At 43.6% G+C, this 25,238-nt stretch carries 26 protein-coding genes and 1 pseudogene; 23 read left to right on the forward strand and 4 right to left on the reverse strand.

Translation table 11 applies throughout. The annotated features are described in order from the left end of the window. Nucleotides 1–17: 17 nt before the first annotated feature. The 8 genes and pseudogenes from NSS82_RS13330 to NSS82_RS13365 all read left to right on the forward strand — a co-directional run bounded on the left by NSS82_RS13330 (nt 18) and on the right by NSS82_RS13365 (nt 9,867). Nucleotides 18–3,359 (forward strand): non-ribosomal peptide synthetase, encoded by a 3,342-nt coding sequence (locus NSS82_RS13330; RefSeq protein WP_341109826.1) that lies wholly within the window; start codon nt 18–20, stop codon nt 3,357–3,359. Nucleotides 3,360–3,377: 18 nt separating this feature from the next. After that, nucleotides 3,378–3,638, forward strand: coding sequence for an acyl carrier protein (locus NSS82_RS13335; protein ID WP_162164283.1), 261 nt, complete (start codon nt 3,378–3,380; stop codon nt 3,636–3,638). After that, the gene (locus NSS82_RS13340; protein WP_340960357.1) at nt 3,610–4,638 is read left to right on the forward strand and encodes a hypothetical protein; all 1,029 of its coding nucleotides are present in this window, start codon (nt 3,610–3,612) and stop codon (nt 4,636–4,638) included. The genes NSS82_RS13335 and NSS82_RS13340 overlap by 29 nt, the downstream gene beginning before the upstream one ends. Next, nucleotides 4,635–5,807 (forward strand): NAD(P)/FAD-dependent oxidoreductase, encoded by a 1,173-nt coding sequence (locus NSS82_RS13345; protein WP_036685941.1) that lies wholly within the window; start codon nt 4,635–4,637, stop codon nt 5,805–5,807. The genes NSS82_RS13340 and NSS82_RS13345 overlap by 4 nt, the downstream gene beginning before the upstream one ends. 21 nt (nt 5,808–5,828) lie before the next feature. After that, complete coding sequence (locus NSS82_RS13350) at nt 5,829–6,572, forward strand: hypothetical protein (protein WP_076272863.1); 744 nt, start codon at nt 5,829–5,831, stop codon at nt 6,570–6,572. Nucleotides 6,573–6,590: 18 nt separating this feature from the next. Next, nucleotides 6,591–8,015, forward strand: a complete 1,425-nt coding sequence (locus tag NSS82_RS13355) for a B12-binding domain-containing radical SAM protein (protein WP_076105502.1) — start codon at nt 6,591–6,593, stop codon at nt 8,013–8,015. Nucleotides 8,016–8,056: 41 nt separating this feature from the next. Further along, nucleotides 8,057–8,662: pseudogene (locus tag NSS82_RS13360) on the forward strand (4'-phosphopantetheinyl transferase family protein); the annotation flags it as partial. A gap of 377 nt (nt 8,663–9,039) precedes the next feature. Then, on the forward strand, nt 9,040–9,867 hold the full coding sequence (locus NSS82_RS13365; protein ID WP_081386641.1) for a hypothetical protein: 828 nt from the start codon (nt 9,040–9,042) through the stop codon (nt 9,865–9,867). On the opposite strand, the gene NSS82_RS13370 is transcribed toward NSS82_RS13365, so the two are convergent. After that, a complete protein-coding gene (locus NSS82_RS13370) occupies nt 9,864–10,070 on the reverse strand; it encodes a hypothetical protein (protein ID WP_076147195.1) in 207 nt (68 codons plus the stop codon). The two genes, NSS82_RS13365 and NSS82_RS13370, sit on opposite strands and share 4 nt — an antisense overlap. Nucleotides 10,071–10,215: 145 nt before the next feature. Here NSS82_RS13370 and NSS82_RS13375 point away from each other — a divergent pair, with 145 nt between their 5' ends. The 11 genes from NSS82_RS13375 (at nt 10,216) to NSS82_RS13425 (ending at nt 18,339) form a co-directional block, all read left to right on the forward strand. Further along, complete coding sequence (locus tag NSS82_RS13375) at nt 10,216–10,638, forward strand: Rrf2 family transcriptional regulator (RefSeq protein ID WP_076100677.1); 423 nt, start codon at nt 10,216–10,218, stop codon at nt 10,636–10,638. 175 nt (nt 10,639–10,813) lie between these two features. Further along, nucleotides 10,814–11,338 (forward strand): hypothetical protein, encoded by a 525-nt coding sequence (locus NSS82_RS13380; RefSeq protein ID WP_076272864.1) that lies wholly within the window; start codon nt 10,814–10,816, stop codon nt 11,336–11,338. A gap of 751 nt (nt 11,339–12,089) precedes the next feature. Beyond that, nucleotides 12,090–12,824 (forward strand): metallophosphoesterase family protein, encoded by a 735-nt coding sequence (locus NSS82_RS13385; RefSeq protein ID WP_076105504.1) that lies wholly within the window; start codon nt 12,090–12,092, stop codon nt 12,822–12,824. A gap of 81 nt (nt 12,825–12,905) precedes the next feature. Then, nucleotides 12,906–13,508, forward strand: a complete 603-nt coding sequence (locus tag NSS82_RS13390; RefSeq protein WP_051491425.1) for a GNAT family N-acetyltransferase — start codon at nt 12,906–12,908, stop codon at nt 13,506–13,508. Between the two features lie 5 nt (nt 13,509–13,513). Continuing rightward, on the forward strand, nt 13,514–14,272 hold the full coding sequence (locus NSS82_RS13395) for a Type 1 glutamine amidotransferase-like domain-containing protein (RefSeq protein WP_143761273.1): 759 nt from the start codon (nt 13,514–13,516) through the stop codon (nt 14,270–14,272). Beyond that, on the forward strand, nt 14,269–14,820 hold the full coding sequence (locus NSS82_RS13400; RefSeq protein ID WP_036685956.1) for a GNAT family N-acetyltransferase: 552 nt from the start codon (nt 14,269–14,271) through the stop codon (nt 14,818–14,820). Before NSS82_RS13395 ends, NSS82_RS13400 begins: the two co-directional genes overlap by 4 nt. 36 nt (nt 14,821–14,856) lie before the next feature. Then, nucleotides 14,857–15,201: a low molecular weight protein tyrosine phosphatase family protein gene (locus NSS82_RS13405; RefSeq protein ID WP_076100670.1), complete on the forward strand. Its 345-nt coding sequence runs from the start codon at nt 14,857–14,859 to the stop codon at nt 15,199–15,201. Continuing rightward, nucleotides 15,191–15,703: a GNAT family N-acetyltransferase gene (locus NSS82_RS13410; RefSeq protein ID WP_036685959.1), complete on the forward strand. Its 513-nt coding sequence runs from the start codon at nt 15,191–15,193 to the stop codon at nt 15,701–15,703. Before NSS82_RS13405 ends, NSS82_RS13410 begins: the two co-directional genes overlap by 11 nt. 154 nt (nt 15,704–15,857) lie before the next feature. Further along, entirely contained in the window at nt 15,858–16,724 is an 867-nt protein-coding gene (locus tag NSS82_RS13415; protein ID WP_076272866.1) for a VOC family protein, read from the forward strand. Between the two features lie 82 nt (nt 16,725–16,806). After that, the gene (locus NSS82_RS13420; RefSeq protein ID WP_036686534.1) at nt 16,807–17,685 is read left to right on the forward strand and encodes a beta-1,6-N-acetylglucosaminyltransferase; all 879 of its coding nucleotides are present in this window, start codon (nt 16,807–16,809) and stop codon (nt 17,683–17,685) included. Nucleotides 17,686–17,703: 18 nt separating this feature from the next. After that, on the forward strand, nt 17,704–18,339 hold the full coding sequence (locus NSS82_RS13425; RefSeq protein ID WP_036685963.1) for an NAD(P)-dependent oxidoreductase: 636 nt from the start codon (nt 17,704–17,706) through the stop codon (nt 18,337–18,339). A gap of 77 nt (nt 18,340–18,416) precedes the next feature. Here the strand turns inward: NSS82_RS13425 and NSS82_RS13430 are convergent, their stop codons facing one another. Beyond that, complete coding sequence (locus NSS82_RS13430; RefSeq protein ID WP_076272867.1) at nt 18,417–19,178, reverse strand: MBL fold metallo-hydrolase; 762 nt, start codon at nt 19,176–19,178, stop codon at nt 18,417–18,419. Nucleotides 19,179–19,428: 250 nt separating this feature from the next. On the opposite strand from NSS82_RS13430, the gene NSS82_RS13435 reads away from it, so the two are divergent. The 4 genes from NSS82_RS13435 (at nt 19,429) to NSS82_RS13450 (ending at nt 23,857) form a co-directional block, all read left to right on the forward strand. Further along, the gene (locus tag NSS82_RS13435; protein WP_036685967.1) at nt 19,429–21,447 is read left to right on the forward strand and encodes a Na+/H+ antiporter; all 2,019 of its coding nucleotides are present in this window, start codon (nt 19,429–19,431) and stop codon (nt 21,445–21,447) included. 2 nt (nt 21,448–21,449) lie between these two features. Continuing rightward, complete coding sequence (locus tag NSS82_RS13440; protein ID WP_244886468.1) at nt 21,450–21,980, forward strand: GNAT family N-acetyltransferase; 531 nt, start codon at nt 21,450–21,452, stop codon at nt 21,978–21,980. Beyond that, complete coding sequence (locus NSS82_RS13445) at nt 21,977–22,438, forward strand: DIP1984 family protein (RefSeq protein WP_038570144.1); 462 nt, start codon at nt 21,977–21,979, stop codon at nt 22,436–22,438. Before NSS82_RS13440 ends, NSS82_RS13445 begins: the two co-directional genes overlap by 4 nt. A gap of 534 nt (nt 22,439–22,972) precedes the next feature. Then, complete coding sequence (locus tag NSS82_RS13450) at nt 22,973–23,857, forward strand: DegV family protein (RefSeq protein WP_076272872.1); 885 nt, start codon at nt 22,973–22,975, stop codon at nt 23,855–23,857. Nucleotides 23,858–23,967: 110 nt separating this feature from the next. Here the strand turns inward: NSS82_RS13450 and NSS82_RS13455 are convergent, their stop codons facing one another. Next, the gene (locus tag NSS82_RS13455; RefSeq protein ID WP_036685970.1) at nt 23,968–24,396 is read right to left on the reverse strand and encodes a threonine/serine exporter family protein; all 429 of its coding nucleotides are present in this window, start codon (nt 24,394–24,396) and stop codon (nt 23,968–23,970) included. A gap of 28 nt (nt 24,397–24,424) precedes the next feature. Continuing rightward, entirely contained in the window at nt 24,425–25,189 is a 765-nt protein-coding gene (locus tag NSS82_RS13460) for a threonine/serine exporter family protein (RefSeq protein WP_051491428.1), read from the reverse strand. Between the last annotated feature and the right edge of the window lie 49 nt (nt 25,190–25,238).

Below are 25,238 nucleotides of genomic sequence, written 5' to 3' on the forward strand. Positions count from 1 at the left end.
AATCGGGAGGATGAAGTATGACTCGAGGTTTATCAAATTGGGAAGCGCTGCTGCAGGCCGAGCGAATGCATAGAAGTCTCCCTCCTATCCGTGCTGATTCCGATTTAACCGATATTCCGCTGAGCGGCGCTCAGCGCAGATTATGGTTTTTGCATCAATTGAACCCTGCCAGCTCCGCTTACAATATGACGATACAATACCGCTTGAAGGGTTGTCTGAATTATAAACACTTGACTGAATGTCTGGGTATATTGAAGGAAAGGCATCGAATTTTAGACACTGTATTTTACGAAAAAGACGGGGAGCCTTACCAAAAGACGGTTCCACAGCCCGCAGCGGTCAGGATTGAGCGGTTGGATTGTCTTGAGTCAGAGATGGAGAAACAGGCGCTGGATTGGTTGGCAATGGAGATTAATAAACCGTTCGAATTAAATGGAGGCTCTTTATTTGAGACGGTACTGGTGCAGATGAGCCCAACCGAGCATTTACTGATATTTCGTTTCCATCACAGCATTTCAGATGCGTTGTCTCTGGATATTTTTACAAATGAATTCAGGGAGATCTACAACGCTTTGGAAGAAGGCAGGGTGGCACGCTTGCCTGAATTGCCGGTACAGTATTCTGCTTATGCGGTCTGGGAACAAAAATATATTGCAAATGCCGGCAATCCAACACTAATGGATTATTGGAGCAACAAGTTAGCTTCGGCAGATACACGGCTTGATTTAAACCTTGCGGCAATGCCTGAAGCTGCTGGGCCAACCGATTCGGAGTGCAATTATGGGGGAGAGTTGCCGCAGGATGCCTATAATGAAATGCTGGATTTTATAAAACGTCACCCCGAATTCACGGTCTATAACGTTATGCTCGCAGCCTACCGGGTCCTGATGTTTAGATATACCGGCCAGTCTAACCTGATTATCGGCTCAACCATGGCTAACCGTAACCGCATTGAAGTAAGGAATCTTATCGGTTTTTTTGCCAATACTTTGCCACTCACCACCAATGTGCAGACTGAAGACAGCTTCTTTGAAGTATTGAATAAAGAGAAAGAAACAATTAATGAGGGCATTGCCTATCAACAAGTCTCTTTCGACAAGCTGGTCAGTATTATGCATCCAGATCGCAGGCCAGGGGAAAATCCGCTGTTTCAAACGATGTTTACTTATGTGCAGAGCGGCAAAACGGATTTGGAGTTATCCAACCTAACTGTTGAAGCGTTAAAGGCAGATAAAAGCTCTTCGGCCTTTGACCTGACGATTGGGCTTAATGATACCGGAAGCGGAGTGCAATTATTTTACGAATACAACAATGATAAATGGTACGCGGCCTCATTGAGGCAATTCCATTACCACTACATTAACATTCTCCAGCAGCTGCTGCAGCGACCGGAGGCTACGGTTAGCAGCCACATGTTTTTGACCGCGGAAGAAATCAATAAAGTGATCTACGAATGGAATGATACTTGTACGGATTTCGGCTGTCTGGACAGCCGAAGGTTCATAAGCCAGATCAAAAAACAAGCTGCGAAGCATAGTCATCTGCGGGCTGTATTTTTGAGCGAAGAAGACAACATGAGTTATGAGGAGCTTGATCTGGCCTCAGATATGCTTGCTTCGAGGCTGATACAATTGGGGATCGGGCGTGGCAGCCTTGTTGGGTTGGGCTTGGAGAGATCTGTTGAGCTAGTCACCTCAATTCTGGCGGTAATTAAATGCGGCGGGGCATTTATGCCGCTTGATCCACAGCTGCCCTCCAAACGTCTGGCCCATATGATTTGTGAGTCGTCGTGTGCACTGATCATCACCCAGGAACAATATGCGGCTCTGTTTAAACCGATGCATAAGGTGGTCCTCGTCGGGAATAGCTCTTATTCAGCTGACTTCAGGTGTGAAATTGTGCACAATGAGCCGGCCGAACCCAGCGATTTAGCCTATGTTATCTATACTTCCGGTTCAACCGGAACCCCGAAGGGCGCGATGAACAGCTATGAGGGGTTATACAACCGGCTTCTTTGGATGCAGCAGCAGTTTGGTTTGGATGAGACCGATAAAGTGCTGCAGAAGACACCGCTCACTTTTGATGTGGCAGTATGGGAGCTGCTGTGGCCATTACTGCATGGAGCGGAATTGGTATTAGCCCGACCGGATAAACCGCATGATCCTGAATATATTGGGAATGTGATTGTCGAGAGGCATATTACGACGATTCATTTTGTTCCGGCGTTACTGCAGCAGTTTATGGACTCCTTTCCAATAGAAAGCTGCATTTCACTTAAAAATGTCATTTGCAGTGGAGAAGAGCTGAGTACCACATTACGTGATTCTTTTTTCTCAAAATCCGCTGCGCATTTGTTCAACTTGTACGGGCCCGCTGAGGCGGCCATTGATGTAACCTGCTGGGACTGTGCGGAGAGCCGAGGCCATTCAAGTGTTCCGATCGGCAAACCGATTTCCAATCTCCGAATTTACATTCTGGATAAATATCTTCTGCCGGTTCCCGTTGGGGTTTACGGAGAAATATGCATTGGTGGAATAGGAGTGGGCCTAGGATACATCGGAAATGAAGAGCTGACCAACCGCAGTTTTGTACCCAATCCTTACACCAGACATCCTGCTGCTGAACGTCTGTACCGCACAGGAGACATGGGCAAATTCCTCGAAGACGGCACGATTATTTATGGGGGAAGAACAGATCAACAAATCAAGCTCAACGGTGCGCGGATAGAGCTGGGTGAAATCGAGGCCGTATTTCGCCGTTACAACCGGATCAAAGAGATTCTTGTCCATCCGCTCAAGCAGAATAACGGGGGGCAGCTTATGATTGCCTATTATGTGAGCGATAAAGAGATTGCCGCTGCGGAGCTGCGAAACTATGCGAGAGCTTATTTGCCGGCCTATATGATTCCTGGCATCTTTATGAGACTTGAGAGATTTCCGTTAAATCGAAATGGTAAGGTTGATCGCCAGGCGCTTCCGCTGCCTGATGTGAGATTTAAAGAAGCGAGCAGCGCTCTACTTCCTAAAAATGAGTTTCAGGCAGAGATAGAATCTATCTGGCAAGAGTTGTTGAGTTTGGAGGGCCGTGCGATCGGCATTGCCGAGAATTTTTTTGATCTGGGCGGCCATTCGTTATTAGCTCTAAAGCTAGTTAGTATTGTCAACAAAAGATTCAATACAAACATAACCATTATGGAGTTGTACCTAGGCGAATTTACGATTGCAAGAATGGCGGACATGCTTGCTGAACCGCCCTCTGCTGCAGCCCAGGGACAGCTGACGAAATCAGTGTTATCTCAATTAGGAATGTCGTTGGAAGAAATTTTGCAAGTAGGCGAAGGAACATTAGGCCAGAGATAAATGATGGACAGGGAGGATATGATGGACCAAATACAACAGCGGGTGGAGGTATTGCTGCGCCTATTTGTAAAGTGTGATATTTCCTTGGAGCCCGAAAGTGTGTTCACAGATCTGGAAATGGATTCGCTTACTTACATCAAATTTATTGTTGAAGTTGAGCGGGCGTTGCAATTGGACTTTGATCCTTACCTTTTGGTAGCAGGACATTTTCCTACGGTTGGAGATTTAACGGCATATCTCTGGAGTAAAAATGGTGAAGGATGTGCCACAGATGCCTAACCTGCCGATCAAGTACCCTATGGTGAACAGCAGCATGAACAGCTCTCATCTGCTCAGTGTAGTGGAAGTCTGCTCTAGAAAGATGGATTGGCTGCATAACCATTATATTCATTTATATCTTGGAGCGAATATGGATGTGATGGATCTTGAATTTCTGTCACCCGAGCAATCTTTGGGGCATTTCCCCTATCTGAATTTGAAAGAGATCAGGCTTGGTCCTGAACGTGTTGCTGTAAAACAGATCTTGGATTGTCTGGCTGAGAAGGAGTATGTCGAAGTAAGCTTGGATGAATTTTATATAGAAGGTAAGCACTATTTTAATAAGGTTCATTTCGAAAGGAATTTTATGATTTACGGCTATGATGATCTTAGTCATACATTTAGTATTGCTGGCTCGGATTACGATAAAATCTTCGAGTTTCATGAGCTTCCCGCCGATCAGATCATATCATCGCTGCGCGCTCATGCATTCGAACGGCGTTCGATTCGCTCTGTCCGGCTAAATGAAGCTGATAAGATTCATTTTGAGCCAACTACACTGATCGCAAGCCTAGCGGATTATTACTATTCACGCCAGCCAGAAACCATGGTAACCTGCCCGGGAACAGATGGAGGTTCGTGTTGGGGAATGAAGGTGTATGGAGCGCTGCTAGACTATTTAGATAGGTTGGCGCGTAACGAAATTTTCTATTGTGTTCGTCCGTTTCATTTACTCTGGGAGCACAAAAAATGCATGGTTAACAGGCTTGGATATTTATCTCAATGTGGATATAACCTTTCTGATTTCATTATGAAAGGCTATGAGGATATATACGAAACCACTCTTATTCTCAGAAACATTTTGGTGAAATATCATCTTGAGCCTGACCTTAACCTGTTGCGGATCGCTGCACGCACAGTGGAGAGTATCGATGTGCAAGAGCGCGCGCTTCTGTCAGCGCTTTTGAAAGAGTTTAGTACTGTAACCAGCAAAATAGAAGAAAAGGAGAATTCTCGGTGATACCCGATAAATGTGAAGTTGTTATTATTGGATCTGGGGCAGTCGGGGCGTGTACAGCCTACTATTTAGCCAAAAAAGGAATAACTGATGTGGTAGTGCTTGAGAAAAGCGAAAGTTTAGGCGGAGCAACCACATCTATCTGCGCAGGCGGGATGCGAAGTCAGTTTACAACGGAGATAAATATTGAATTGTCCAAGTTAAGTTTTCGATTGCTGGAGCAGCTTGATTCGTATAACCTTGTTCAGGATGAAATGGACCAGTGCGGATATATGTTTATTTTCACGGCACAAGATAATCTTTCTGAGTTTTATGATGCGATGCTTTTGCAGCAAAGGTTGGGTGTGCAAACGGAATGGATGGAGCCTAAGCAGATTCAAAAGAAGCTGCCGATGCTGGTTCTAGAGGATGTAACCGGTGCAACTTACAATAAGCAGGATGGATTGATCGATCCCAATAAGATTACAAGCACGTATATTCGGCTCTCCAGAGAGCTGGGTGTCAAATATTATCCTGGAGTCGCTGTAACGGACTTTATTACTGACGGTTCCGCGATACAGCAAGTGGTAACGTCAGAAGGAGCGATAACTTCGCGAGTTGTTGTAAATGCTACGGGCCCCTGGTCCAAATTTGTGGCTGCTAAAGCCGGAATTGAGTTGCCGGTAATCCCCTGCCATCAGCAGTTGTTGGTTACAGATGTGCTCCCATGGCTGCCCGCCGATTTTCCCGTTATTGTGTTCCCCGGGGAAGGTCTGGGCTTACATAAGGAGACAGGCGGTCTGTTAACGGGCTTAAATAAGCCCTTTGTTGCAGGGGGATGCGAAGATCCGGATTATAGCTACTCAGACCCGGAATGGGAATATAAACATCTGGAAGCTGCTCTTCGTCGGCTGCCTCGTCTCCAGGAAGCAACCATCAAATCCTGCTGGGGAGGGTATTATGATGACACGCCGGACTCCCATCCGGTGCTGGGCGCTGATAACAAAATCCAAGGGTTTTACCATGCGTCAGGATTCAGCGGACATGGTTTTATGCACAGCCCGGCCGCCGGACTCCTAATCAGTGAAGAAATAGCCGGGAATTCGGCACAAACATTAGACATATCATCATTGCGGTCCAATCGCTGGCTAACTGCAGCAGGCAGAAAAATTAATGAATACTACAAGATTTAGAAGTATAGGAGGTTTATTGAAATGGAGAACTCTAAGAACCAAATGTTAAGGCTTATAGATAATATGCTAAACGCAAATGTGCTTCAGCGGACGGATCTCAAACGGTTTACCGCAAACCTTGAGCATTCACCGGATGATCCCGAAATGCTGCGTCTGGAGCTTGAATCCTGGTATCGTGGGATGGGGGTAGATCAGATCATTGGCAGAAAATTCGAACTATCGCCTTGTCCTTTTACAAGCGAAGAGATTCGTTCATCGAGAGAAAATGGAGAAATTATTTTGTGCTTTCCCAAGGGAATTACACGGGAACAGATTGGTGAGCTTACAAGAATTTCAAGCTGGGCCTTAAAAGATCCACTTGTGACAGCCGCAACGGAGCAGGAAGATTGCTGGATTCGAACAGCGGCTGCGCTGTCGCCTTCATTAATGAAACACACAGGGCTAGAGGTTGCACACTTAGTGGAAGACAGCGGGGATCTTAACTTTAGTTTGGAAAGGTATCTTCTTTTCGTGGCTAGAGTGAGATTCTTGACAGGTAATACCCCGGATTCGGAATACTGGATTTGGCTTCCAAGAGGGAGATACGACCGTTCGGGAATGTTAATTGCCGGTTTTGACCGAAATGGCTGCTTTAATGTGCATGGCTGGATGCCCCAATTCTCTGCCAGTTTTTTGGGTGCCAGATTTGGAACACTTCCCGGTTCCGCTGCCAAAGTCGGTTCTTCCATCGTCTCAGATTCAGACCTCAGTTTCACTAAAATTTAACAATGGAGGCCGAAATCAATGGCAGATCGTCAGAGTAAAAGAGTAGCCTGTGTTATTCCCCCGTTTTACCGGCTTATTGAGTCGAAAAACAATAGGATCAGTCCTGCTATGCATTACATAGCGGAGATATTGCATCGTAGGGGTCATGCAGTCACGTTAATTAATGGCGATAATGCTCCAGATGATCATGATTATACAGAGCGGTACAGTATGACTATGAACAGCTGGCTTATGCAGGAACGTTGTACTCGGGGGCATGAAAGCTTTGATATGGTCATAAATGAGCTAGAGCGCTTTCAGCCTGATTATGTGTTTATTGGTGTTGGCGATGTTCTGATGCCTACTGTCGAACTTGGAAGTACTCAGTCCTGTGCATACCTTGCAAAAGAGATAAAGAAGAGATGGGGAGATAAGGTTACCTGTATTGGTTATGGACATTTGCTTAAACATGCCAAGCTGAAGGACACGGCTGATTTGGATACGATCATTGTTGGAGAAGGCGAGGATCTTGCGGTTTCTGTAGTAGAGGGGAATGCAAGGGGAATGCTGCCTGTTAAATGGGCCCAGCAATTAAACGATCTTCCGATACTGACAGATTCATATTTAGCGCAGAAAAATAAGCCGGAAGACTGGGACTACATTATGTCTATGCGCGGGTGCCCCAAACGCTGTACATTCTGTTATCAGCCCTCGCTGCGCGGCTGCAATGTCTCCTTTATGTCTCCCGAACGTTTTGTTAGCGAAATCCGCTACCGCATTGAACGTATGCATGTATTTGGATTTTATTTCTCAGATATGATCTTTCTGCCGGGCTTAGGCAAACGCACTTCAGAAATGCTTAGATTGCTGATTGAACTAAAAGAGGAGTACCCTGAGTTTCACTGGTGGGCAGAGGCGCGCGTGGACATTTGTGTGAGACAGAATATCCTTGATAAGATGAAGCAGTCGGGGTGCGTGCATTTGAAATTTGGTGTGGAAATGGCCAACCAAAGGATGCTGCAAGTGGTGAATAAAGGAATTAGATTGACGGAAGTCGAGGAAGCTTTCCGCATGGCAGCGGAGGCGGGAATCAAACGGACAGCCTATATTTTGCTGGGATGCCCTGGATTCAATGACCAAGATTATATAGAGATGTTACCTTTTTTTAAAGCCTTAAAGGCTGATAATTATGTGATAAATATCAATGTTCCTTATGTTGGCACACAGCTATATGAACAGGTGAAGGAACAGCTTTTTGATTTTGGAATTTATAAAGATGGTGAAGAAAGCTACATGCATACTTCCTTGGTGATGCAAAAATTCTGGGGAATTTCTGATGAAACACGGGATAGTTTTTTTGCACTTCAAGGAGAGAAAGATGATGCAAAAGTAAGGAATTATAAGCGGAAAATTGTAGAGAAAGCTGCTTTTATAGAGAATGACGTGTTGTCCTTTCATGAATAGGATTCGCAAGTACTTATGAGCTGAAGGAGTAGCGATGAGCGATGGAGATCTTCGGGGTGAAGGTGGCTGAGCTAATATCTGAACCTGCGTTAGAAACATTAATGTGGCGCATCCCCCAACAAAAGAGAGAGCGGCTTAAACGCTTTAAAAGAGTGGAAGCGTTGCAGCATTCTCTTATTGCTGAATTGCTGGTTCGTGTAAGCTTAAATAAACGGTTAAAAGTGAACAACCGCGATATCGAGTTTGTTACAAATGTCTACGGAAAACCCTCCCTAAAAAAAAGGGGGGGGACTGTAGAGTTTAACATTTCGCATTCAGGAGAATGGGTGGTTTGCGCATTGGATGAATTGCCGATCGGTATTGACATTGAGCAGATTCAGCAAGCCGATCTTAATATTGCTAAGCGTTTTTTTTCGCAAGATGAATATGTCCAATTGACGGAATGTGAAGAGATGGGCCGGATGAGTCTGTTCTTTGACCTTTGGACACTTAAAGAAAGCTATATCAAAGCGATAGGGAAGGGATTATCTCTTCCATTGAACTCGTTTTCGTTTCGTTTAAACAACGGAATTCAATTGGAGAACCATGACGCAATCGGATTGTATCACTTTAAGCAGTATCATATTGATGAGAAATATAAATTAGCCGTATGTGCGCAAAACCCCTTATTTCCCGGGGAGGTTTCAGTGGTAAACCAATGCCAATTTCACCAGGATTGCATGCAACTATTGGATGCTTTTTAACGATCTAAGCCTAGGTGATATTGAACTTGTTACAGAGAAGCGGCTTATCTACAGATAAGTTGCTTTTTGTCTTGCACGTTTTCGCTTTATCTAGATTTGAAGTTTTCTGCCATGGTGTTAATATTCCCTCATCGGTTATATGCATAAGCCATTGATGTGATGTAAAATGTCCATGAGTGATTAATGCTGGAGATTTGATCAAATATTGATGGAACAGGAAACTCGCATACGCGATGCAAGGAATCGTTCGAATCTGAAGATAACTATCGGAGGGACCAGAGATGGCTGAGCAAAAGATGATTGAAGTGCCGTTTCAGCAATGGGTAAACGATAAGGAGCTGTGGGTACAGCTTAATGATTTGATGATGCAGGAGAGTAAACTCCCAGGACCACGAGTGAATTTGGAGCTCTCAGACCATTTCGCCAAACAATTCGCGCATCCTAATCTAACAGATACAGGCTGGGAGCTGCTCGTCTCTTGGACTAATATTACTGAAGCTGAAGCTGGGGTGAATGATCCCCGTGAGTTTCTGCCGTTTTGTGCGGTTAGGGCGTTCGGTGCTTATTACAGTTACGGTGGAGAAGAGCAGCAAGTAGTGATTCAAAACAGCATTAAGACAGCTATGAATGACTCGCGATGGAGGGTGCGTGAAGCGTCTGCTATGGCGCTGCAAAGTATAGGGGAGGATGATTTCACCCTGCTCAGGCAGCTGATTGACATGTGGGAGAAAGGTGCGAACAGGCTTGAACAACGGGCTTTTGTAGCGGCATTAGCGCATCCTCCTCTTTTAAAAAAGAAAGAAAATACGCTATATTGTCTTCAGTTGGCTGCCCGAATCATGGAGAGTATAGATGGTAGGGGAGTGCAACATGAGGATACTGAGCATTTTCGTGTATTATCTAAGGGACTTGAATACAGCTTGAGTGTATTTGTGGCGAATGAGCCTGAAGAAGGCTTTGTTATGCTGGAGAGATTTGCAAAGAGCCGAGATGCCCGAATCATTAAGATTGTGAAGAGTAATCTTGGCAAATCGCGTCTGAGTAAAAAATATGCTGCCCAGGTGGCTGAGATTCTAAAGGAATTCGATAACATAGGAAAAGATACTTAGGATACGAGTGCCATTTGGCAGTTGTATTTAATCATTTTTTTGTTTTTACTTATATTAGAATTAACAATTAAAGAAACAAAGAGAATTAATATAATCAAAGAAAACCATTCTATGGATTGTTCGAATATTAAACTGTAAGTTATATTAATAAATTCAAAGACAACTGTTATTATTAAAAATATTGCCCAGCGATCTTTTTTCATGAAAATATACCATCCTAATCTATATGGAGAATATTGATAGATTTTAAGTTGTTCATATCCTCAAAAGTTTGACAAATGCATGGAATGTAACTATTATAGTTGCATCTGAATGATGTTTTGCAGCAAGGCAGAAGGAGAGATTTCTATGAATATTAGCACCCGATTTGCGGTAGCCATTCATATATTAACGTTGATTGACAGCAATAAAGAAGGCAAAAGCACGTCGGAGTGGATAGCTGGTAGCGTAAACACAAACCCTGTAGTTATCCGTCGGCTTACGAGTATGCTGCAAAAAGCAGGATTAGTAAATGCCCGCCCCGGAGTCGCAGGTGCTTCGCTTACACGTAGCGCATCCGAGATTACGCTGCTGCAGATTTATAAAGCAGTTAATGCGGTGGAAGAGGACTCGTTGTTTTCTGTCCATGAGCATCCTAATCCCGATTGTCCTGTTGGCAAGAATATAGCCAGTGCAATTGTACCTGTGTTCTCACTCGCCCAAAAAGCAATGGAGAATGTTCTCCAGGAGGTTACATTGGAACAGATTGTGAATGAAATGCCAGAACTATAATTCCTCCATATCATAGCTTAGAAGAAAGGCCAAAACATGTGAAAACGTGATTCTGGTCTTTTTTTGCTTAATTAGGTTTATGGTCAAAGAAGGGAAGTAAGAGGGAATATAGAATCTGTATTTATAAGCCGGATTAAAGATAATATACATACATACATTGAGGGAGAGCTAAAGAATGTTAAAGAAATTACTGCCTATACTACTAATTATAGTAATGATTACCGGATGTAATGAATCAAGGGATACCACTAAATACGAGGATGCGAATTTTGGAATCACCTTTAACTATCCGGATCATTGGGTTGTAACTGAGAAGTATGGAGCGCCATTATGGTTGATAGTCTCTACGACTGATTATAAACCTGCTGAGGGACTTAAAGGTCCAGGAGTAATGCTCTTTGGATTTAAGCCTAAGGATATGGAGCTTGTCAACAAATGGCTCGGGGATGCCCAAACGAATTACAACAACGGGGCGGAGCTGACAAAAAGTAAAGCTAGTTTAGGCGGGTTAGAGTCCATAAAGTACGAAACTGAAGTATTCGAAGAGGAAGGGAGTAAAGGGAAAGCTATCTATTACGTTATTGAGGAACCGGAAATGTCATTTATGGTGCAGTTCCCTTACAGTGTAGATGAAGTACATAAAGAAGACATGAAGAGGATAGAGGATATTTTACAATCCATAAAGTTTACAAAAGATTAAGTGGGACTAGAACAAGATAGCTGGAATGGTGAAATGTACGGTATAAATGCCTTTGTAATGAGCTGAAGTGGCTGGAATGGTGGAATGTACGGTATAAATGCCGTTGAAATGGGCTGAAGTAGCTGGAATGGTGGAATGTACGGTATAAATGCCGTTGAAATGGGCTGAAGTGGCTGGACTCGTGAAATGTACGGTATAAATGCCGTTGAAATGGGCTGAAGTGGCTGGAATGGTGAAATGTACGGTATAAATGCCGTTGAAATGGGCTGAAGTAGCTGAAATGGTGAAATGTACGGTATAAATGCCGTAGAAATGGGCTGAAGTGGATGGAATGGTGAAATGTACGGTATAAATGCCGTTGAAATGTGCTGAAGTAGCTGGAATGATGAAATGTACGGTATAAATGCCGTTGAAATGGGCTGAAGTGGCTGGAATGATTAAATGTACGGTATAAATGCCTTAGAAATGGGCTGAAGTAGCTGAAATGGTGAAATGTACGGTATAAATGCCGTTGAAATGTGCGGAAGTGGCTGGAATGGTGGAATGTACGGTATAAATGCCTTAGAAATGGGCTGAAGTAGCTGAAATGGTGAAATGTACGGTATAAATGCCTCAGATTTGGCTGAAATCATCCAAAGTAGCAAAATGAGAAGCAAAAAAGCCCTATAAATGAGCCACAGTCGCTGATGCAGTACAATTAGAATTAGGATAAGTAACTTTTTTAAAGATCAATATATACGGAGGTTCTACAGTGGAGCAAATTGCAATAATCTCAGACATTCATGGAAATATACCGGCCCTTACGGCCGTTTTAGATGACATCCAGCAGCGGGGAATCAGCAGAGTCTTTTGTTTAGGCGATATTGTTGGAAAAGGACCGAACTCAGATCTAGCCGTTGATATCATAAAAAAGAATTGTGAAATCAGTGTTATGGGGAACTGGGATGATTTAATGAATCAGGATGTTGATTTTGAGATGGCTCGGTGGTGCCGCGGGTTATTAGGTCAAGAACGTCTTGATTATTTAAGCACGTTGACGTTTTCGATTGAGTTTATGATAAGTGGTAAATTTGTGCGATTATTTCATGCTTCGCCACGAAGCCTGTATGAACGTGTTCAACCTTGGGATGATTATGAAAAGCGATTATCTTTGTTTGATTATTCTGATCTCTGCCAGGAGAAACGACAAGCGGATATCGTAGGTTACGGGGATATTCATAATGCTTTTATTCAACATTTAGAAGGCAAGACTTTATTTAATGTAGGCAGTGTGGGGAATCCGCTTGATTTAACCCAGGCATCTTATGTGATTATGGAGGGAGAATACATGGGAGGGTCAGCAGCTCCTTTAAATATGCAATTTGTAAGAGTGCCTTATGACATCGAGTTAGCCGTTCAACAGGCCGTTGAGGCAGATATGCCAGCTGCAGAGCCTTATATTCGTGAGCTTAGAACCGCGCAGTACAGGGGAAGTGTCCGGGGATAATAAAGGAAAGGATAATAAAGGAAACAAAAAATCAAACTGCAACCTTAATCCAAGCCATCAAAAAGTAATGGAGGGAACAAATTGAAGCTTAGTCACGTATTTGAGCAATTCCCTACTTTGGAATCCGAGCAATTATTACTGAAAAAGATTGAAGTCAGCAACCTTAATGAGGTATTTGGGATATATAGCAATGATCAAGTGTTTGAGTACTGTGGGATTATTCCGAAACATAATAAAGATACAGTCAAAAATATGATTGGTCATTTCGAACGTGATTTTACCAAAGGGGTAAGAGTGAAATGGGGGATTTTCCTCAAAAATAACCCTTACATACTGCTAGGTATCATCGAAGTTATGGATTTTAATCAAAAGGTGGATATGGTGACGATCGGTTACTTTTTGGCGGAACCTTATTGGGGCAAAGGGATTGCAGCTCAGGCCATTCAGTTAGTGGTGAAATATTTATTTGAGACTGCAGAAGTCAATCGAATTCAAGCTGAGGTTATGCCCTTTAATGAACGATCGAAGCGGGTGCTTTTGAAAAATGGCTTTACGAAAGAAGGCACGTTAAGGCAGGCGCATGTATGGTCAGGTAAAGGGCTGGTGGATCTGGAGATTTACAGCATTTTGGCAGAGGAATATTTTGCAAGCATCGGTAAGCCAAGAGTAAGCAATAGGATGTAATCCTAGTGAAAGAAGGGGAAAACATGGGCACTATCGTAGTTATTGGCGGGGGAGAGTTAATCGAGCTTGAAACGTTGGAAATTGATCGTGAAGTTGTGCAGCTAACTCAAAAGGCTAAGCCGAAGGCGTTATTTATTCCAACAGCCAGTAGTGATGCGCCGGGGCATTGTGATACTTTTAGCAAAGTATATGGCGATATTCTCGGATGTGAAACAAGTCACTTATTGCTTGTGAGCCAAACCTACACTCAGGATGAGATTACAGATTTAATTACAGCTGCTGATTTGATTTATGTTGGTGGAGGCAATACCCGAAAGATGCTGGAGATTTGGAAAAATACAGGGGTAGATACGCTTTTGAAAGAAGCTTATTCCTCTGGAACCGTATTGGCCGGGCTTAGCGCAGGTTCCATCTGTTGGTTTGAATATGGGCATAGTGACTCTGAAGCGTTCGACGACCAGGGTGAATGGCAGTATATCAAGCTTGCAGCCATGGGGATTCTGCCGGGCATTCATTGTCCGCATTATAATGAGGATATTCGGGTTGAAGATTTTACACGCATGGTTAAAGGTGGAGGTCTGCCGGGAATCGCGGTGGATAACAATTGTGCAATCATCTATAAAGATAATGAATATAAAGTGATGTCGACCAGAGAAGTAGCTAAAGCCTACCGTGTGATTGACTCCGAGCAAGGTGTTGTCGTAACGGAAATAGAAGAACATCCAAGCTACAGACCTCTTTATGAACTGTATGGCGCGTTATGATTATTTTTGAAAAGCAAGAGATCAGACTGAGAACACTTGAGTTAAACGATGCCGCATTACTTGTAAAATGGCTCTCAGATCCCGTTGTACTGGAGTTCTATGAAGGCCGTGATCGCCCGCATGATTTGGAGCTGGTGAGGGAGCATTTTTACGACGAGCAAGCAGAAGTCACGCGGTGTATAGTGCAATACAAGGAGCGGGATATAGGTTATCTCCAGTTCTATCTTATAGATGATGAAGAATTAGAAGTGTACGGCTACGTGGGATTCAAAGGTCAAATCTTTGGGATGGACCAGTTCATTGGCGAGCCTGTTTTATGGAATCAAGGAATTGGTTCACGGCTCATTAAAGAAACGGTTAAGTATCTTATCGAAATAAAACAAGCGGACAAAATTGTCATGGACCCGCAAGCCTGGAATAAGAGAGCCCTTAGAGTATATGAGAAGATTGGCTTTGTGAAGAAGAAATACCTTGAACAGCACGAGCAACATGAAGGAGAGCTAAGAGATTGTTGGTTGATTGAATACACGAAGCAGGCGAGACAATAAATATCTTTTTAACAATCGGATAAGGAAGGTGCACTTATTAAACTACTGTTTGTCTGCAGCCAGAATCGCTGGCGGAGTCTAACTGCGGAGAAGATCTTTCAAGGAATTGATGGTCATGAAGTGAGATCTGCAGGGACTGAAGATCATGCCAGAATCAAAATTTCTGAAGGGCATTTGGGTTGGGCGGATGTGATTTTTGTGATGGAGAAGAAACATGTTCGAAGAATTCAAGATAAATTTAGAGGTTGTGTAATTGGCAAAAAAATAATTTGCCTGAACATAGCTGATGACTATAAGTATATGGATGAAGATTTGATCGGCCTTCTGGAATCCAGTGTATCCGAATATTTTCTGGAATGGAGCAACAAAAATGAGAATTAGAACAGAAACTGTGGCAGACTATAATGGAGTATTTCAAGTGAATGTTAAGGCTTTTGGTGATCGGGAAGATGAAGCGCGGTTGGTCGAAAACATTAGAAATTCGCAGGGGTTTATCCCGGAGCTCTCGATTGTAGCGGAAAAGGATAATGAGATTGTAGGACATCTACTGTTAAGTAAGGCTGTAGTTCAAGATGGGGAGAAGTTATCTGATGTGATTGCGTTAGCCCCATTAGCTGTTCTGCCGAACGTTCAGAAGCAAGGAATCGGCAAGGCGCTGATCCAAGAAGGGTTAGAAAGATGTAGAACGCTTGGATATGAGCTTGTTTTTTTGATCGGGCATCCCGAATATTACCCAAGATTCGGATTTCAACCCGCAGGGCCACATGGGCTCGAGTTGAAGCAGTTTGAGGTACCGGAGAGAGTCTTTATGGTCTGTGAGCTGAAGGAAGGCGTACTGCAGAGGATTAAGGGAGAGTTGAAATACCCGGAAACCTTTTTTTGAATTACTTCTTATATGTTCTTGTGAATCATGTTTGGCTGTGAACCAGTCGACATGATTTTTTTATAGGTAATTGACAAACATATAGAAGGTAACTATACTAAAGATAGTTAATTTGTAACTGAAATAGTTACAGCATGATTAGGAGGAATTTATAATGACGACTAAAACAATACTTCAACCAGACACTCAGATCGGTCTGGTGCAGATTAGAGTAAGCAATTTGGAGCGTTCGCTCACCTTTTATCAGAATGTTGTGGGATTAAGCGTTTTACGGCAGACTGGCCGCGAAGTTGAAATGACCGCTGACGGTCAGAATGTGTTATTGATTTTGCGGGAGATTGAAAATGCGCGGGTGATCCGTCCTAATTCTGTGGCTGGGTTGTATCATTTTGCTATCCTTGTTCCAGATCGTCCTAGCCTTGGATTGGTTGTGCGTAATTTGATCTCTTCGGGGATTGAGGTGGGGCAGGGCGATCATCTGGTCAGTGAAGCACTGTATATTCAGGATCCAGATAATAATGGGATTGAAATTTATCGAGATCGACCTAAGAGTGAATGGAAATATGATGCGGAAGGGCATGTAATGATGTCCACTGATCCAGTGGATGTAGATGGACTACTGGCTGCTTCTGAAGGTTTATCATGGAACGGGCTGCCAGCAGGAACAGTGATTGGGCATGTACACTTTCATGTGGGGAATTTAAATAAGGCGAAAGCCTTCTACGTCGATTTGCTTGGTTTTGAACTAACAGCCAATTATGGAAGTGCTGCTATGTTTATCTCTGCTGGTGGTTATCATCACCATATCGGGCTGAATGTTTGGGCCGGACAGGGTGCACCTGCGGCTCCAGCTGATACTGTAGGGATTGATTATTTCACATTAATTCTTGCGAATGAAGAGGAACGTAACGCTGTGGTGGAGCGAGTTCGGCAGGCTGGTTACGCAGTTACAGAAGAGAATGGAAATCCTACATTCCAAGATCCATGGAACATTGGAATCAGACTTGTTTTAGAAAGATAAATCTATATCCATTTTCGTCCATTTATTTTATAATATTGGAAATAGGTGGGCGGAAGGGTGAAGTTTGTTGGAAGCATTCAAAATGGCGTATATAATTCTCTGTCATAAAAATCCGGAGCAGATCAATATGCTAATCGATAGTTTAACTAACGAGTCCGTAGAGTTTTTCCTGCATGTCGATCAGAAAAGTAATATTGAGGCTGATATTATTCATCGTAACGATATTCATTTTGTGGAAAAGCCTATTGATGTACAGTGGGGGCATTACAGTCAAATTGAATGTATTTTGAAGTGCTTTTCGCTGATCAAAGAACATGGGGATTTCAATTATATTCACATCTTAAGCGGTCAGGATCTGCCTCTAGCTTCAAATGAAGTGATTCTAGATTTCTTTAAGATGAATGAGGGTAAGGAATTTGTGAAGTATTTGCAGCTGCCTAATGCAGCGGAAACTTGGGGATGTTACGAGCGGGTCTCAGTTTATTATCCTAGGTTCCTCATCTCAAGGACCCGGCGTATGACAGCGATCAGAATGAGGTACATTAAACTAATTATGAGCGTTCCGTTTCTGCAAAGAAAATTAGGTGCTTTGCCGAAAGGTTTATATAAAGGCTCGAACTGGATGTCAATTACAGGTGAATGTATGGAATACATCTTGGATTTTACAAAAAGCTCTCCGGAATACGTCAGATTTTTTAGGAACACTTTATGTGGAGATGAAATCTTTTTCCATACGATAATTTTGAATAGCGTTTATAAGATGCATGTACTGAATGAAATTAAGCGGTATACAGATTGGGAAACAGGACCGGATTATCCTAGAACACTAACGATAGAAGACTATGATCGGATCACTCAACGGGGCACGGAATGCTTTTGGGGGAGAAAATTTGATCTCGATATCGATAGAACCATCGTTCAGGAGCTTCTTGATATAAATACTAAAGCGAAAACATCGTAAACTCAGGAGGACAATCATATGAAAATCGCAGTTGTTGGAGCAAGTGGAAAAGCTGGAAGTCGAATTACGCAGGAAGCGTTGGATAGAGGTCATGAAGTTACAGCGATTGTACGGGATGCATCTAAAGTAACAAATAGGAAAGCGAATGTCATCGAAAAGGATGTATTTGCGCTTACCACTGAAGATTTGCAGGGGTTCGACGTGGTTGTGAATGCTTTTGGTGCGCCGTTTGGACAAGAACATCTGCATGTGGATGCCGGGAATGTGCTTATTGAAGCTTTGAAGGCTTCGCCCGATACAAGATTGATTGTAGTTGGCGGTGCAGGAAGTCTATATGTAGATGAAGCCAAAACGCTTAAAGTAGCGGATACGAATGACTTTCCTGACTTCATTAAGCCAACAGCGACGAATCAAGCTAAGAATTTGGAGATACTACAAGGAACAGATTCACTCTCTTGGACCTTTGTTAGTCCATCTGCTAATTTTGCCATTGGCACAAGAACGGGCTCTTATGTAAAAGGTAAGGATAATCTTCTGGTGAACTCCAAAGGCGAGAGTTATGTCAGCTACGAAGACTATGCCGTTGCTATTGTTGATGAAATCGAACAGCCGCAGCATATTCGTGAACGGTTTACGGTAGGTTCAGAGTCTTAAGTGATAATTAAGAATAGCGATCATATATGAAAAAAGAAGACAGAGCCGGATTTCAGGCTCTGTCTTCTTTTGTACAATTACAGCTTTCCTTTTCCTTCTGCTAGTTCAGCAATACGTCTGTTTGCATCTCCGCGGTAGCGTCCGCCGTGATAACAAATGACCGTATCGATCTCATACTCAGAGAACTTGGTCAGAGAGGACAAAGCCAGCTCCATGTCAGGTGTGGCGGAAGGAGTGGGACCCTGTAGCTCGCCATTCTGAACGGTCAAGGCATCGGCAGCAATAAGTGTACGGCTATTATGATGGTAAAGACTGAGATGCCCTGGGCTATGGCCTGGGGTATGGATCACCGTAATTCCACCGGCAAAAGGTAACTTTTCTCCATCCACAAGTGTTTGATCCACTTTTCCTTTAGGAGGATGGGCTAATACAGAGAGGAAGGCACGCCGCCACTCCTCAGGTACATGAGCTGGGATCATAGCCGCTGCCACCGCTAATGCTTCGGGAGTGTGCTTAAGGAGCATTCGCTCTCCTTGAATATAGGGCTGCTCAATTTCATGAGCCAGAACAGTAAGCTCTAGATCTTCTTCAGCCAATAGGGCAGGGAGGCAACCAATATGGTCTAAATCCTGATGCGTGATAATAAGGGTGCGGAGCTTCTGCCAAGGCACATCCGCTTCTTTTAGAGCCTCTTTGAAATTAGAGAGTAGACCCGGGAATCCGGTATCGACGAGTACGGCGGCATGTCCATCCCAGAGTAGCGTGGGGTAAATCGTGTCTTTTCCACCCATAACCTGCGCTGTAATCTCGAGCATTTCTATTCCTTGAGCAATGTACATAATATCCCTCCGTGATTGATAATAAGAGCGACGCCGTGAGGCTAATGCATATATTACTCAAAACTAGAAACGAACACAATAGGTAAATATTTTATTATAACACAAATAAATATTTATGTCAATATATATCTGATGGAATTTTTGTGGAATTTGTAGGGGGTTTTATTATTGAGAATCTTTTGCTAGATTTTGCCCTTGCCTAAAGCTTTGCGATATAATAATCAAATAAAAAAAAGGGAGTTGATGTGGTTTGGAGACATTTCTAGTTGTACTCGTCCTACTTGGGCTTATCGCAATATCCAACATCATAAACCGATTCATTCCCTTCGTGCCGATACCCTTAATACAAATTGGCTTGGGTGTAGTGGTCGTACTATTGCCTTTGGGAATACATATGTCACTGGAGCCAGAGTTGTTTTTCGTGTTATTTATTGCGCCGCTTTTGTTCAATGACGGAAAGCGAACACCAAGAAATGAGTTATGGAACCTGCGTGCTCCAATCTTAATGCTGGCACTAGGCTTGGTATTTGCTACAGTGCTTATCGCTGGATATTCCATTAACTGGATGATCCCCACCATTCCACTCGCAGCTGCTTTTGCGCTGGCAGCGATCTTATCGCCGACAGATGCTGTGGCGGTAAGCGCAATCGCTGGGAGAGTACATCTTCCCAAGAGTATTCATCGTATTCTAGAGGGTGAATCATTGATGAATGATGCCTCTGGTCTTGTTGCGTTTAACTTCGCTATTGCAGCAGCTGTTACAGGCATATTTTCTTTGCCGAAAGCCTCTATTAGCTTTGTGATTATTGCTCTAGGTGGACTAATTGTCGGAGCAATACTCGCGTTCCTCCTGATTCGGTTCAGCGTATTTATTCGCAGACTGGGGATGGAGGACATCACAGTGCATGTGCTGCTGCAAATCCTGACTCCTTTCATTGTGTATCTGATTAGTGAAGAAATAGGGGTATCCGGTATTTTAGCTGTGGTTGCAGCAGGCATAATTCATGCTGTCGAGAAGGACCGTGCAGTTTCGCCACAGTATAAGCTACAGCTGGTGTCCGCCAGCACATGGTCTGTGCTGCTCTACATCTTGAATGGCTTGGTCTTCCTTATTCTCGGGTTGTCGATTCCAGATGTTATTGAAGTGATCTACCGGGATACAGCTGTGGACAATCTTATGGTGATTGGTTATGTATTAGCGATAACGTTGCTGCTTTTTGTGCTGCGTTTTATATGGGTGTATGTGTTCTCCCTGGCTGGCGCCGGCCTGCAAAAAATGGAAAAGTCGTCTATTAAGTCTATGCTAATCCTGACAATTTCAGGAGTGCGAGGCGCGGTTACTTTAGCCGGTGCCTTCTCGATTCCTTTTGTGTTAGGGGATGGCTCACCTTTTCCTGAACGTGATCTAATTATCTTTATCGCTGCGGGTGTGATTCTGATGTCACTGCTGATCGCTAGTATCTTTTTACCAATTCTCGCAGGTAAAGAAGAGCCGGTTGCTGAACCGGGTGATACTGAGGTTGAGCAGGCGGCCAAATCTAAGGTTGTTGCCGCCGGGATAACCTTGCTTCAAAGTATGATGACAGAAGAGAGCAAGGAATCTGCATTGCCAGCTTTGAGTGAGTTTAAAGAAAAAGTTTATAGTCTTAACCGCGAAGATCAGGCGAATGACCCCGCATTGGAGAACTTCCGCCGACTTGGGGTTGAAGCAAGGATTGTGGGTCTGCATGCCGAACGCAAAGAGCTGAGCCAATTGCTGGCCAACAATGAGATTCCTGCCTCAGTGGCGCTGAAGATGGAAGAATTCTTGGATCATAGTGAAGTCTTTCTAGCCAGAAGTCTAAACTCTCAGATCAGAATCTCCATTACGGAGATTAGACGGCTGTTTGCGGGGATGTTCTCTGGCCAGAATGAAGGGGAAGCTAGTCAACTGATGCTGCAACAGGCTGAGTGTGCCAGAAAAGCTAAGATCTCTATGTCTCATGCAGCGATTGCTGCTATTAATGCAAGTAAGAATGAGAACAACCGTAAAGCAGCTGAGAAGGTCGCAGACAGTTACGAAAAGCTGATCTCACGCCTCCAGCAGGGACAAGGCTGGACTAAAGATGGTCTTGTTGATGATCAAAAGCTGGAATTGAAACTGAAAGCTATTCAGGAGCAACGGGATAAGGTCCAGCAAATGTACCAGGATGGAACCATTAACCGCAAGCTAGCCGGTAAATTACGCAAGTTCGTCGATCATTTGGAAACATCCATTTGGGAGGATTAGCTGTGTTGAACAAAGTAATGGGAGAAAGTTTGTTATTCACTGAAATTCGCGAAGAGCATCTGTCGGATGTACTCGATATTTATAACTATTACGTGCTGAACACTACGGTTTCTTTTCATACCGAGCCTTTAAGTTTGGACGAAATGCGGCAATCAGTGATGAATGATGATCCGCGGTTTAAATCATACGTTATATTATCCTGGGACAATGTTATTCAGGGCTATGTTCTGATTGCTAGACATAAGAGTAAGCCGGCTTATGATAGCTCTGGGGAGATCAGTGTGTATTTGAAACCGGCTTGTGTGGGTAAAAGAATAGGACAGCATGCCTTACGCTTTATTGAAGAGAGAGCTGCCGAACTGGATTTCCATGTGTTAGTAGCTACCGTTTGCGCAGAGAATGAACGCAGTCGCCAGCTTTTCTCAAAGAATGGATATGAACAATGCGCCTACTTCAAGGAGATTGGCTGTAAATTTGGTCGAAGACTGGATATCGCCAGCTATCAGAAAATCTTAGGGGGAACTCAAATATGAAACTTGCGGAAGCATTAGTGAACCGAAGTGATCTTACTCGTAAAATCGCGCAGCTAAAGCAGCGGCTCGATCGGGTCGTTAAGGTGCAGGAAGGGGAAGAACCGGCAGAGCAGCCGGAGGCTCTTTTGCGTGAGCTGGAAATAGCTGTTAACGAGCAGACGATTTTGATTCGAGCAATTAATCGAACGAATTCATCTGTGGCCTTCAATGAGAAGTGGAGTATTGCCGATGCCCTAGCCGAACGGGATAAAATGCTTCAGCTGCGGAAGCTTTTTAGCGATTTGCTTGAGCAAGCATCGATCACTCAGGATCGGTACAGCCGCTCTGAGGTTCGTTTCCAGAGAACGGTGGATGTCGCCCAGATTCAGAAGCAGATTGATGAGCTGTCTAAGTCTTATCGGGAGTTGGATTTTAAAATTCAGGAGAAAAACTGGACGGTAGACTTACTTACACCGTAATAAGCTAAGCTTTATCACAGCAGAAGGTAACTGATCTTCATAAAGGCGAGCGCAACCCGCCAACAGGGAAAGTTGGACAAATTGACAGATGCCGGGCCAAATCTGACCAAATCATAACTTAGCCCCGTACTGTAACAACTGTAAAGAGTACCTATTAATGTAACTACCAAGCGCTGATTTATGTAAGAACGGTGAGGGCGGGGACGGGGATATTTTTGCTGTGGTTAGGCTTTTACATAACATGAAGTGGCTCTATTAGGATAGGTATATTCGTCATACATAATGTGAAATAATGTCGAATAAAGTTGAAAAAAGATGAATAAAATTTGCATTATCGTCCTGTTTTGCCTATCTTATCGCTCGTTATCTTGTATAATTTACGAATACGCACGAGGACTTCCTAAACCGCTGGTCTATTCGTATGTTGATTGTACAGGATGAGAGAGTGATTCATTGGCCGAGAAGGTTTAGTGGCCCTTGTCTCTTCAAACATTCTACTATTCCTTTCATGAAAGAGAGAAGTGACAAGTGACCATGAAATCAATTGCCTGGGTAACCGACAGTACATGTACAATCGATCCTGAGTTCGCCAAGAACAACCATGTGTATATTGTTCCTTTACGTCTGATTATTAACAACGAGTGTTATAAAGAAAATATAGATATTACGATCGATGAGTTCTATGAGAAAATGCGTCAGGATGATCAAGTAGGCAGCTCACAGCCGCCAATCGGTGAGTTTATCGAGTTATACGAACGGTTGAAGGAAGAATATGATGAGATTATCGCGGTGCATCTTTCGACAGGGCTTAGCGGAACATACAATGCTTCCATGCAAGGTGCTGAAATAGCAGAAGCTAATGTCATTGGAATTGATTCTAAGGTTGGCGCTTATCCGATTCGGGAAATGATCACGCGAGGTATTCATTGGCACAAGATGGGCTTTACTGCCCTAGAAATTAAAGAAAAGATAGAGAATATCATTCAAAATATGTCCTTCTACTTAATCCCTTCAAGCTTGTCCCAGCTTCACCGTAGTGGGCGTGTTTCTGGTACACAGGTAGTGCTTAGTCAATTATTGCGGATAAATTTGCTGCTGCGTTTTGACGAGGGTAAGGTCATTGTTGTGGAAAAAATCCGTACGATGAAGAAGACGAAGCAGGCGCTGTTAGATATCTTTAAACAGGATGCTGGACTTGTTAGCGATGTGTGCATCATGCATTCCAATAATTTAGAAATGGCGCTGAAGTTAGAAGAAGACATCAAAGAAATGGCGCCTGATTTACGTACGGAGATTATGACATACATTCCTGCCGTGGCTGTTCATGCGGGTGAAGGTACCGTAGGACTTTCTTGGATTAAAAATAACAGGATCAATAGTATTTATTCGGAGGTTGAACCTGTAGCAGTACTTGTGTAGATAGGACAGTAAACAAAGAAATCGCTTCTTGGAAGAGGGTTGGATGATCCTCATTATACCAAGAGACGATTTCTTTTTTTTTGAATCTATGAGATGACGTTGTAAGAAGGTTAGGCTTTGCTTGCACGACGGCGGAACATTTGTCCGATAACTTCACTCAGTACCAGTCCAGCCGCAATTGCGCCAGAGAGCATTAATGCCCGAACAGCGATTTCTACAGCCAGATTATAGTTCTCTTCCACAAATCTGCGCATAGCATCGTAAGCAAGGCCACCCGGAACAAGTGGGATAATACCGCCTACACTAAAAATAATAACCGGCATTTTGAAGGATCGGGCAAACAACTGGCTGACGATGCCCACAACTACAGTAGCTGCAAACGTAGCAACAACAGGCCCACACTCTACATCAAGGATCACATACACCATCCAGCCTACCATTCCAGCAAAACCACACTGCAGTAGAGCGCGCTTAGGCGCATTAAATAAAATACAGAAGGTTGCCGCGGCGATAAAACTGGTTATAAGTTGCAAAATCATGAAGGGCTAACCTCTTTCACATGGAGAATTAAAATAGTGATAGTACAAGCCCAATGCCTGTACCGATCGCAAAAGCAGTTAGAAAGGCATCGGCTCCTTTGGATATGCCTGAGACCAGATGACCGGCCATCAGATCACGAACGGCATTTGTAATGAGTAGACCGGGTACTAGAGGCATCACGGAGCCGATGATGATTTTGTCCATTTCTTGACCTATACCCAGCTTTACAGAATAGAAGGCTAGAAGTCCGATCAGGAAGGAAGCAGAGAACTCTGCAAAAAATCTAGTCTGCACAAGACGATGCAGGTAGATAACCGCAGCATAACCTAACCCGGAAATCGGCAATGCGGGGAGAGCATCCCACAAGCTGCCTTTAAACATAACGGTGAAGCAAGCGCCGGTAAGTGCCGCAGCTATGATTTGCAGCCATACCGGATACGCATGTGCGGCATCATCGACCTCTCCTAATCGTGTCCGAGCTTCCTCGGCTGTAATCTGACGCTCGTTCAGACGCCGCGAGATATCATTAACCTCCGAGACTTTCTGCAGATCTGTGGTTCGCTCGGCAATCCGATATAACTTAACGGGTTCCGTTCTATTTGTGGTGAACATAATAACGGTTGGCGTCACATAACTGTGTGCCCCTGGAAAACCGAGAGAAGCAGCCATACGTGTCATTGTATCTTCTACTCTGTAGGTTTCTGCACCGTTTTGCAGCATGATCTTGCCAGCAAGAAGACAGAGATCAACGATTTCATAATAGGTAGTGTTAGTGTTGCTCGTGCTTTCCAACTTCTCCGGTCCTCCCCTGGAATGTTACATATCTATGTGTATATACTTA

Origin of the sequence: Paenibacillus sp. FSL H7-0735 (assembly GCF_038008505.1) — a bacterium.
GTDB lineage: Bacteria > Bacillota > Bacilli > Paenibacillales > Paenibacillaceae > Paenibacillus_AQ > Paenibacillus_AQ odorifer.

Bases quoted from the DNA above. Each gene is read 5' to 3' on its own strand.
- NSS82_RS13330 (WP_341109826.1), top strand. From the start codon at position 18: ATGACTCGAGGTTTATCAAATTGGGAAGCGCTGCTGCAGGCCGAGCGA.
- NSS82_RS13335 (WP_162164283.1), top strand. From the start codon at position 3,378: ATGATGGACCAAATACAACAGCGGGTGGAGGTATTGCTGCGCCTATTT.
- NSS82_RS13340 (WP_340960357.1), top strand. From the start codon at position 3,610: ATGGTGAAGGATGTGCCACAGATGCCTAACCTGCCGATCAAGTACCCT.
- NSS82_RS13350 (WP_076272863.1), top strand. From the start codon at position 5,829: ATGGAGAACTCTAAGAACCAAATGTTAAGGCTTATAGATAATATGCTA.
- NSS82_RS13355 (WP_076105502.1), top strand. From the start codon at position 6,591: ATGGCAGATCGTCAGAGTAAAAGAGTAGCCTGTGTTATTCCCCCGTTT.
- NSS82_RS13365 (WP_081386641.1), top strand. From the start codon at position 9,040: ATGGCTGAGCAAAAGATGATTGAAGTGCCGTTTCAGCAATGGGTAAAC.
- NSS82_RS13370 (WP_076147195.1), bottom strand. From the start codon at position 10,070: ATGAAAAAAGATCGCTGGGCAATATTTTTAATAATAACAGTTGTCTTT.
- NSS82_RS13375 (WP_076100677.1), top strand. From the start codon at position 10,216: ATGAATATTAGCACCCGATTTGCGGTAGCCATTCATATATTAACGTTG.
- NSS82_RS13380 (WP_076272864.1), top strand. From the start codon at position 10,814: ATGTTAAAGAAATTACTGCCTATACTACTAATTATAGTAATGATTACC.
- NSS82_RS13400 (WP_036685956.1), top strand. From the start codon at position 14,269: ATGATTATTTTTGAAAAGCAAGAGATCAGACTGAGAACACTTGAGTTA.
- NSS82_RS13410 (WP_036685959.1), top strand. From the start codon at position 15,191: ATGAGAATTAGAACAGAAACTGTGGCAGACTATAATGGAGTATTTCAA.
- NSS82_RS13415 (WP_076272866.1), top strand. From the start codon at position 15,858: ATGACGACTAAAACAATACTTCAACCAGACACTCAGATCGGTCTGGTG.
- NSS82_RS13420 (WP_036686534.1), top strand. From the start codon at position 16,807: ATGGCGTATATAATTCTCTGTCATAAAAATCCGGAGCAGATCAATATG.
- NSS82_RS13425 (WP_036685963.1), top strand. From the start codon at position 17,704: ATGAAAATCGCAGTTGTTGGAGCAAGTGGAAAAGCTGGAAGTCGAATT.
- NSS82_RS13430 (WP_076272867.1), bottom strand. From the start codon at position 19,178: ATGTACATTGCTCAAGGAATAGAAATGCTCGAGATTACAGCGCAGGTT.
- NSS82_RS13445 (WP_038570144.1), top strand. From the start codon at position 21,977: ATGAAACTTGCGGAAGCATTAGTGAACCGAAGTGATCTTACTCGTAAA.
- NSS82_RS13450 (WP_076272872.1), top strand. From the start codon at position 22,973: ATGAAATCAATTGCCTGGGTAACCGACAGTACATGTACAATCGATCCT.
- NSS82_RS13455 (WP_036685970.1), bottom strand. From the start codon at position 24,396: ATGATTTTGCAACTTATAACCAGTTTTATCGCCGCGGCAACCTTCTGT.